Source organism: Ercella succinigenes (assembly GCF_900002895.1).
Genome location: NZ_CDHP01000009.1, coordinates 1 through 8,519 on the forward strand (window position 1 = coordinate 1; position 8,519 = coordinate 8,519).

7 protein-coding genes are annotated in these 8,519 nt (G+C 35.5%); 1 reads left to right on the plus strand and 6 read right to left on the minus strand.

What is annotated here, in order from left to right; genetic code table 11:
- Window positions 1-238: transposase (locus AC0KSB_RS03000; RefSeq protein WP_472306582.1), on the plus strand; the 238-nt coding region annotated here is incomplete at its 5' end.
- A 24-nt stretch (window positions 239-262) separates the two neighbouring features.
- Here the strand turns inward: AC0KSB_RS03000 and AC0KSB_RS03005 are convergent.
- From AC0KSB_RS03005 to AC0KSB_RS03030, 6 genes are all read right to left on the minus strand, one after another.
- On the minus strand, window positions 263-1,537 hold the full coding sequence (locus AC0KSB_RS03005) for a hypothetical protein (protein ID WP_472306584.1): 1,275 nt from the start codon (window positions 1,535-1,537) through the stop codon (window positions 263-265).
- Window positions 1,538-1,572: 35 nt separating this feature from the next.
- Entirely contained in the window at window positions 1,573-2,619 is a 1,047-nt protein-coding gene (locus AC0KSB_RS03010) for a peptidylprolyl isomerase (protein WP_472306586.1), read from the minus strand.
- A 216-nt stretch (window positions 2,620-2,835) separates the two neighbouring features.
- Window positions 2,836-4,998: a 1,3-beta-galactosyl-N-acetylhexosamine phosphorylase gene (gnpA, locus tag AC0KSB_RS03015; RefSeq protein ID WP_472306588.1), complete on the minus strand. Its 2,163-nt coding sequence runs from the start codon at window positions 4,996-4,998 to the stop codon at window positions 2,836-2,838.
- Between the two features lie 15 nt (window positions 4,999-5,013).
- Entirely contained in the window at window positions 5,014-7,599 is a 2,586-nt protein-coding gene (locus AC0KSB_RS03020; protein WP_472306590.1) for a glycosyl hydrolase family 95 catalytic domain-containing protein, read from the minus strand.
- Between the two features lie 31 nt (window positions 7,600-7,630).
- Window positions 7,631-8,233 carry a carbohydrate ABC transporter permease gene (locus AC0KSB_RS03025; protein ID WP_472306592.1) on the minus strand — a complete coding sequence of 201 codons (603 nt, stop codon included), beginning with the start codon at window positions 8,231-8,233 and terminating at the stop codon, window positions 7,631-7,633.
- The coding region (locus tag AC0KSB_RS03030; protein WP_472305715.1) for a transposase at window positions 8,220-8,519 on the minus strand (300 nt) is incomplete at its 5' end. The genes AC0KSB_RS03025 and AC0KSB_RS03030, both read right to left, overlap by 14 nt.

Below are 8,519 nucleotides of genomic sequence, written 5' to 3' on the forward strand. Positions count from 1 at the left end.
AACCAGTAACAGCATAGAACGACTCAACGAAGAGCTACGTCGTAGGGAACGCGTTATACGGATATTCCCCAATGATGACAGTCTTATCCGACTGATGGGAGCAGTTCTGATGGAGCACCATGAAAAATGGTTGACCGGCAAAAAGTATTTCATAATGGATCGCTACTTTGATGAGAGAGAAACAGCAAGAAAAGAAGCGTTAGCAGAACGAGCAGCATACCTGCATGTTGTCACCTGATTCATGCAGATACCGGAAGACAATTTACACCAACTTTTTGGACTTGACTTTATAGCGGGCAATTGAATTAGAACTGTTTCCCATATAGGACATCCAGCCACCAAGATTATCATGTGAATAATTATATTGATAAGTAACATTGAAATTTGTATATTCTAAATCCCAGGGTGTTGCATCATATTCATTAGCAGGACCATCATAGCATTCATTGAATTGCATTATACTGTCCGCACCTGCCCAGAGATAAAGTCCTGCGGAAACCTGGTTATATCTTTTGAGAAAACCATTGATTTCATTGTATTCACATAAGAGATTTTTTATATTTGCCATTTGAATTGCACCTTGGCCTATGTCTTCGCAGTAATTATGCCCAATATAAACATCTCTGCTGTATAAATCTCGTGTTCTTACCCACAGCTGTTCCCAGCCTTCGTGAAATTTGCCGGTTTCATCGTATTGACCTAAAGATGTACTTCTATCAAAAAACCAATTAAATCCAAATTGTATAGCATGTAGCTCAGTTCTCTCAAATCTGTTATTTTCAATACGAACATCTCTAAAATAGTATCCTGATTGTCCATATTCAGTATAATTTTTCTCGCCAAAAACCTGAAAATTAATTCCACCATAATGTATTTTCTGCCATGTAGAAGGACCATCAATATCGTGTATATAGCAGTTGGTTATTCTGAAATAGTCCATTATATTATCTTCCCCTGGAGCAAGAAGATCTGCATTTATTGAAATACTTATACCATCTCTGACAAAGTTACCGCTTGTTATATTTCTGGAAAAATCATCATCATTAGAGAGTTCAATATTATGTATTTCCCAGTATTGCTGATTTCTTAATACAATAGCACCGGTCAACCCAACTTTGTCCTTTACTTTATTTCTGTCTCCTGTACCACTTAACGGATATTCTACATTGCCATTTGTAGCAATATATGGTTTTCCCTCACTTTCGTCGCCATACATATCTATAACAATCGGCTTTCCTGTTTCTCCTGAACCTTTTGGCCACAACTGCTGATTTTCCCATGTTTCACCGCATTTCAAAAGTATTCTGTCGCCTGGTTGAAAAGTTTTAGCATTCGCTTTATCAAGATTTTTCCAGGCATTAATTGCAGAAGTACCATTATTATTGTCATTCCCACTTGTAAAATCTATAAAATAATCCTGACCGCCATATGGATTGTTTAAATTATCATCTGCACTTACAAGTAAATTAAAAGGTAAAATTGCAAGCATAACAAAGACAGCTGTCAGCACAGACAGCACTTTTTTTAATCTCTTCATATTTATTTACTCCTTATCGATTAATGATTGAACTGCTAATTAATAAGAATATCTTTTAAATTTGAATCTAAAATTTCTATTGTTAAATCTTTCTTATAATCATCAAAATATTTTTCGAATTTTTCTTGTATGAGATTTTCACGAATTCTAACTTTATACTTGCTGTACGAAAAATCAGCATCAAAGGTTCTCTTATCCATACGCACTATACTGATTTCTTCACTATTTTCTAATAATCTGATTTCACCCTCTCTCATTTCTTCTGCCGCAATTCTAACGTCATAACAGGCTCTAATATCCAAAGAATAACTGCTGTTTGTAAATTTTCTGTTCTGAATAATAATTACAGAACTGTATCTGTTCTGAATATCTTCTGAACTCTCCCCCCTTTCAAAATAACTAATAATGTTTCCTGCAATTTCACTGGCATCTTCTGAAAATGGTATTATAATTTCAGTAACTTCTAAAGTTGTACCAGCAGAGCTCCATTCACTCATGTTTTCGAAAAAATAATCTTCAATCTCTTTTTCTGTAACATAAAGCTCTGATGTTTGATCAGCACTCAAAACTCTCTTGACATCATTTCGAGAATTAGTGAGCATTCTGCTCATATACTCTTCTATGGTAAAACTTTCAAGTCCATAAACAATCTCATCATTTTGCAAAGCTTTTTTTCTAGAATCATTTTCCCGAGTTCTTGCTTTCTCGATATCAGCAAAGTCTACAGGTATTTCAATTCCTTTTTCTCGACAAAGAATTAATAAAGCTTTTGTCTCAAGACAACGTTCAAACGCTTTACTTTTCAACACTTCTTCAGGAACTTCACCATTATAGTTTTTTGTCCAGTCAGCCTTCTCCAGACTAATTTGATATTGACTACTAAAATAATTTCTGACTGCTGATTTTTCCTGATTTGAATAAAAATCAAGCTCTGCTTGTGATATAGAATAACCAGATATATTTGCCAATTCCGTTTCTCCAGAAACGTCACATGCACTAATGAAACACATAGAAGCAATTAGTATAGTAACCACAATAATATGGGAATCTATTGCTTTTCGAAAAGTTTTATAACTTATCATAATGAGATATATCCTCTCTGCATCAACAGCAATAAAAAGGAACAACAAATAACACTCTCTTTTACACTTGTATGATAGCAAAACATCTTTATTGAAATTGATTTTAACCTGGGCTATAGACACCAGTATATAGACAGTAATTCTGAATATACATGGAATCGATTTACAGTATTATGTATATTTTTGACATTTATCACATACCCGTACTCTAGGCACCTAAATAATCCCATACCATTTTATTTCTCCTGATGTCAGAAAAACTTCTTGCTTCCTGCCAGTCCCGTCATAGAAAATCGTTTTTTGTTCAATTAATGAATTATTTACAAGACAATATTTGCCCGTACTTTCATAAACATTGACTTCAATATTAATATTTTCGCAAAACCATTTTTGGGCTAATTCCTCCGAAGTTGAACTCCACAAAATCGCTCGATATAGTAATCTGTTATTTGTAAAATCAAAAGGAAGTCCACTTATATATACAGCTCTACCTTTGCCAAAATTATTTACAGCCAGCTTTACTTCTTTATCCCTTTGTACAATTACTTTTGTATTCGCAAGAGCATATATATCAGATGCGCCATGCCCAAAATCTATATCTTCTACATTTTCCATGTGATCGGTTATGAAATGATTATTTTGTTCCCAGTTGTATTTATCATAGCCAAGAGTGAATGAAGTTTCCTTTTCTACACCTAAAACATTTGCAAGCTGAAAAAAATGACCCTGATACTGATATGCAGAAGGCTCACCTATTCCTATCAATCCACCGCCTGCAGACACAAAACTTCTTATAGTCTGCAGAATTTTCGGATTAGACCAATGCCAACCACCAGAATGTGCTGTATCTGCCGTGCCAACATTGATGACTACATCAATGCTATTAAGAATATTTGAATCGAATAATATATCGTCAAAGCTGATAAAAACAACTTCAAACGGTGCACCAGAAAGAGATTCTATAACCCCTGCATAACAAGTGTTTTGCTTGTGATACAAAGCATGATGAACCATGTGGCAACCCCAGCTGCGCATTTTACCCCAGCAGTTTAAAATTGCTACTTTTTTTGCACAATATGGTTTAGCGCCATCAATATTTTCATAAAGCAATCTGAACTCGTCTGCAATTTGGGTTATATAATCTACAAATTCAGGGAATTGCAGAGCTAATTTAAGGTATCCTCCATAACCTATGCGATCTACAGGTTTTCGCAAAAGGGCTCTGCGAGCAGTGATCCAGTTATCCTTGGCTTCAGCAACAGGATTGCCTCCTGCCAAAAAAACATCTGGGAAAAAATATGGCAAAAACCTGCCTTCAGTATATTTTACACCTTCGATATCACTAATAAGCCTTAACGTTGAACCATTGCCAACACTGCCTACAACAGCATCAAGCCCGATAGCCTTAAACTCTTCCATATAAGGTTCAGTGCCAATCCAGTGGTCTCCAAGAAACATCATAGCCTCACGATTTTCTTTGTGAGTTATATCAACAAGTTCTTTCGCCAAAGTTGCTACTTCTCTTCTCTGGAAAGCCATAAAGTCCATGTACTCTTTTGTAGGAATTCTGTACTGATTATTATAATATCCTTCATCTATGATATATTCTGCTCTGAAGATATATCCCACTTCTTTTTCAAACTGTTCGAGTATAAAAGGGCTTACACTTGCTGAGTATCCATACCAATCCACGTATTTTTCTCTCTTCAATTCATCAAAAAGAAGAGTAAACTGATGAAAAAAAGTAGTAAATCTTACAACATCTACATATTGCTTTTTTTGAAGAAATTTCCGTAATCTGTTTTTCGAAAATTCTTTTGTTTTAGGTTGACGTACATCAAAAGTAATCTGATGTTCAGTATCCTGCCAGTCGTTTACGACTGAATTGTACATATGTACCGGATCCCAGATCAAATATGCCAGATAGCTCACACTATATTCATGGTATCTGGTACAGTTTTTTATATAGACTGATTCGCTTTTATTATCGTAAGACCAGTTTTCAGATTCAATAACAGCTCCAGTTGTTCGGTCAATAACCTCCCACCAGCGGTATATATCATCAATATCATTAACACAAATAAGATCTTTGCTTACACCTTCTGTCAAACAAATTTCAAGCAAATTTTCAAAAGCAGTATGAAAATTTGTACATATGTAACACTGCTGTACTTCATCAGGATTTTGTTTTGCCCACTTATTATCTTTTCTTGTCGTATAATATGTTGCATATATTTTCGCATCAACTTCTTTTAATTCAACAGGAAACTCTGTTCCATCCGCATCTCTAAGAGCATCTGCTCCCCATTTTTTCATTGTTTCAATTGTTTCGGACACAATATCTACATCAGTAGGAACCGTTAGTCTTCCTCTGCTCATCTCATATTCCTCCAATTAATATATTCTCTCAAGACCTATCCTATTATTCCCTTTAATTTTTGGTTCTTGATTTACAACATTTTCAAAGCCACCTCTGTAGTAAATATCCGGCGGATATTCACTTCTGAAAATTTCATAAACAGTGTTTTTTGATGTAGCAAAAGAAATTATATTATTCACCATGGAGCACTTAATATTTTCATTTTCTGATACTAATGTTAAAGGCAAATTATTCGCCCATGGATTGTACATTGTACACTCATTACCAAATAGACTTTCTATTGATACGAGCCTCACTTCTCCTTGTACATACTCTGCACTAACTATAAATCCTTTTTCAGCATGTAGCCTAAAAACACATTTATCCATCCAGATCGCAGGTAACAGACGGATAATTCCATCATAGCTTTGCAACAAAGCCTCTTGTATGCCATGGCATATATTGGCAGCAGCTTCAAAATAGCAATGCAAAAACCATTCAGAAGATATGGAAGTGCGTTCCCCGACATTCTTATCATGAAGCTCTTCCCATTTTGTCTGTTGTATATCAGAAGGAATAACCCTGGGTATATCCATTTCAGACCACTGCTGATTTGATTTTATATCAGCAAAGTGCATTAAGCCATTTGGAAATATCTGATACTTTTGCACATATCTTTCAAGTATCATTGCCAAATCATCTGCCATACCCAATCTTGCAGCCATTTGTGGAGCCGGAGCATGTCCACTACAGCCTATTTTCCCATCTTTATATATATCCTTATCAAATAATACTCTAGCCGTATTAACAGCTATATCAAATATTTTTTCTCCTTTATCTTTAATGCCTATCAACTCCGAAGGCCAAACCGGACTAAACAAAGTAGCGGGGAAAGGACTGTAAGGATATTCTCCTTCACCATAACGAACTATCTCATTGTTCCATTTTTTGCCTGCCGAAAATATCTTTAGAGCTTCTAAATTATGTTCTATATCTTCACAGCTATAAGAATAAAGTTCTTTCTGAATCTTTCTGATTAGATCCATATCTTTTGGCATTAAATTATAATCTTTTTGAAAATCTACGATTTCTGCTATTTCCCAAAAAATCTTAAATATAGCTTTAATCATAGAATAGTCTGTAAGCGTTTCCTTAAGATTCCAATAGCTTTCATACGCTGTTGAACCACCTTTGATTCTAAAACAGCTATTTTTATTCTCCTCTTCGAATTTAAGCAAATCCAGATACAGTCGTATATTTGATAGTAAAACAGGAATAGTTTTTTCTTTAAGAAATTTTTTATCAAGCGTATATTTATAATGTCTGTAAAAATCCAAAGTGATCTGAGAACCAACAGATAAATTTCTAATAGTATCTGGTTCAAGAGCATTATAACCATTAAAATTAGATATGTCAGAATAAAAAGCACCATTTGAATTAAAAATATGGCTGCCATCCTGGCACGCTTTATCAAGCATAGAAAACCGATAATCAAAATAATTTTCAGCAAGTTCATATTGCCCGGCAGAGTAAATTCCCCAGTTGCTTTGCTGATGATTCCAATGATAAAAATGTCCCCAGTTACGAGAATCACCAAACCATGTCCACAATCCTCCAAACAATGGAGGATACTTGCCTTTAGCACAGCTATTCAGTTGATAAAGATGGATATAGTATAAATTTTCCAGATAATTATCTGGGATATGCAAAAAAGATTTGTTCCAGAAATTATGCCATTTTTTAATATGACAATCTAAAACTTCCTTTTGCGAAGCAGCAGCAATTTTAGTTTGAATAATATTCTGAATTTCTAATGGCAAGGAATCTTTCTCAGACGTTAACTTGCTCAGTACCGATTCATCACTACAAATCTCAACTGTTATATATATTTTTGCCTTTATTTTTTTTGCCGCTGCAAACCTAAACTCACAACCATGCGAGGTACTTCTCACACTTTTGAAATTTGATCCTTCACAAAAAACTGACATTAAAGAACTTAGTTTTGGAGTTTGATGCAATACATGAATTTGCTCTTTCTCAGCGAAGCTACTTGTTCCCTGCAAATTTTTATCATGCACATTTAAAACTTGCTCGTAGTGGTGAAAAAAATTTGGAGTACTCCATTTTTCCACTCGGATAACCAGCTCTGCGGATTCACTCTGTTCAAGATTAAAGTCAATAATAATGGCATCTGGATTTTCCGGTGCGTATATTTTATACTTGAAATTTGAAAATGAAGTTTTAGCTTTTCCCGTAAGATAGGCATCGGCAAGATTGAGTCTTTCTTCAAAATTTTCAAGATAAACCCAATCAAAAATCGGCTGAGGACTGACAATTTTTATTTCACCACAAGAAAAAGGCGCAGTATTTTTTTCTTCACTTTGCCAGCTCCAAGCCTGAAAACTGCCATCAGCTCCAAAATCAATTGCCTCCGTATGATTTATTGGTAAAATCAAACTATTCACATTATGATATAAAAGTCCTCCATAACGTCCATTTCCTATAGGCAATCCTTCATATCCTTTTAAAGCAGGTCTTTTGTAAATAACATCATGCCTACGCAAATAATCAGCAGTCACACCCGATAAAGAATTTTTGCGAAAATGTATTGACTCGTACATGATCTTTTTCCCCTTCCTGAACTATTACCAATCAACCCTTAACTCCACCCACATTTATTCCCTGAATCAAATATTTCTGACCTATAGCAAAAGCAATAATCGTTGGAATTAATACAATTACAAGTGCGGCAAAAAGAGCTCCCCAGTCGGTAGCATAGCGCTGGATTTCAAATAAACTAGCAAGCCCTACCGGCAATGTTTGCTTTTTGGGATCTGTTACCATAACAAGAGCTACCGCATACTCATTCCAAGCCGCCATTGCAGAAAGCATACAGACTGTTACAACGCCAGGTTTTGACATTGGAATAATAATATTTTTCAGAATACCAAAATAAGAACTGCCGTCTATTTTGGCAGCTTCCTCAAAATCTTTAGGAATAGATTTCATGTATCCGCTAAGCAAAAATATTGAAAAGGGAAACTGCATCACAGCGTATAGTACAGCCAGCGGTGTTAGTTTATTTAACCAGTTCAAGCTGTTCATCTGCAAAAACAGAGGGATCATAATATAGGTTGCCTGAATAAAAATGGCAGCCATATATATATTGTTAATTAGTTTTGAGCCCCAAAAAGTCAAGTCCAAAAAGTTGGTGTAAATTGTCTTCCGGTATCTGCATGAATCAGGTGACAACATGCAGGTATGCTGCTCGTTCTGCTAACGCTTCTTTTCTTGCTGTTTCTCTCTCATCAAAGTAGCGATCCATTATGAAATACTTTTTGCCGGTCAACCATTTTTCATGGTGCTCCATCAGAACTGCTCCCATCAGTCGGATAAGACTGTCATCATTGGGGAATATCCGTATAACGCGTTCCCTACGACGTAGCTCTTCGTTGAGTCGTTCTATGCTGTTACTGGTTCTCAGTCGTTTGCGATAGGCTTCCGGCAAAGCAAAAACAGCCGTAATCTCGTCGAAGCTATC

Excerpts from the sequence above, each read along its gene's own strand:
- AC0KSB_RS03005 (WP_472306584.1), bottom strand. The coding sequence starts at position 1,537 with ATGAAGAGATTAAAAAAAGTGCTGTCTGTGCTGACAGCTGTCTTTGTT.
- AC0KSB_RS03010 (WP_472306586.1), bottom strand. The coding sequence starts at position 2,619 with ATGATAAGTTATAAAACTTTTCGAAAAGCAATAGATTCCCATATTATT.
- gnpA (WP_472306588.1), bottom strand. The coding sequence starts at position 4,998 with ATGAGCAGAGGAAGACTAACGGTTCCTACTGATGTAGATATTGTGTCC.
- AC0KSB_RS03020 (WP_472306590.1), bottom strand. The coding sequence starts at position 7,599 with ATGTACGAGTCAATACATTTTCGCAAAAATTCTTTATCGGGTGTGACT.
- AC0KSB_RS03025 (WP_472306592.1), bottom strand. The coding sequence starts at position 8,233 with ATGTTGTCACCTGATTCATGCAGATACCGGAAGACAATTTACACCAAC.